The organism is Bacillus cereus group sp. BfR-BA-01524 (genome assembly GCF_022662595.1).
In the GTDB taxonomy this organism is placed as follows: domain Bacteria; phylum Bacillota; class Bacilli; order Bacillales; family Bacillaceae_G; genus Bacillus_A; species Bacillus_A thuringiensis_S.
Genome location: NZ_JAKUDW010000281.1, coordinates 1 through 485, shown reverse-complemented (window position 1 = coordinate 485; position 485 = coordinate 1). Strand labels below are relative to the sequence as shown.

Genomic DNA, 485 nt, shown 5'->3' with positions numbered 1-485 from the left:
GTAGTATTAACAGCATTAATCGTATTTCTATCAAGCGTATTAGTATAATAGAAACTTTGTAACAAAAGAAAAAGAAGGGAGAATGAAAGATATGAAAGAGCAAGTATTACAAGTAACAAAAGGTGACTTCGTAGGATCGGCAAGTGGAGCGGTAGTATTAACAGCATTAATCGTATTTCTATCAAGCGTATTAGTATAATAGAAACTTTGTAACAAAAGAAAGAGAAGGGAGAATGAAAGATATGAAAGAGCAAGTATTACAAGTAACAAAAGGTGACTTTGTAGGATCGGCAAGTGGAGCAGTAGTATTAACAGCATTAATCGTATTTCTATCAAGCGTATTAGTATAATAGAAACTTTGTAACAAAAGAAAAAGAAGGGAGAATGAAAGATATGAAAGAGCAAGTATTACAAGTAACAAAAGGTGACTTCGTAGGATCGGCAAGTGGAGCGGTAGTATTAACAGCATTAATCGTATTTCTATC

The 485-nt window shown here is 33.2% G+C and carries 3 protein-coding genes; all 3 read left to right on the top strand.

Annotation, left to right across the window (positions count from 1 at the left end):
* Positions 1 to 82 precede the first annotated feature (82 nt).
* Positions 83 to 199 carry a DUF3948 family protein gene (locus MR170_RS31060; protein WP_000654250.1) on the top strand — a complete coding sequence of 39 codons (117 nt, stop codon included), beginning with the start codon at positions 83 to 85 and terminating at the stop codon, positions 197 to 199.
* 34 nt (positions 200 to 233) lie between these two features.
* Entirely contained in the window at positions 234 to 350 is a 117-nt protein-coding gene (locus MR170_RS31055; protein WP_000654250.1) for a DUF3948 family protein, read from the top strand.
* A gap of 34 nt (positions 351 to 384) precedes the next feature.
* A partial coding sequence (locus MR170_RS31050) for a DUF3948 family protein (RefSeq protein WP_000654249.1) occupies positions 385 to 485 on the top strand: 101 nt, incomplete at its 3' end.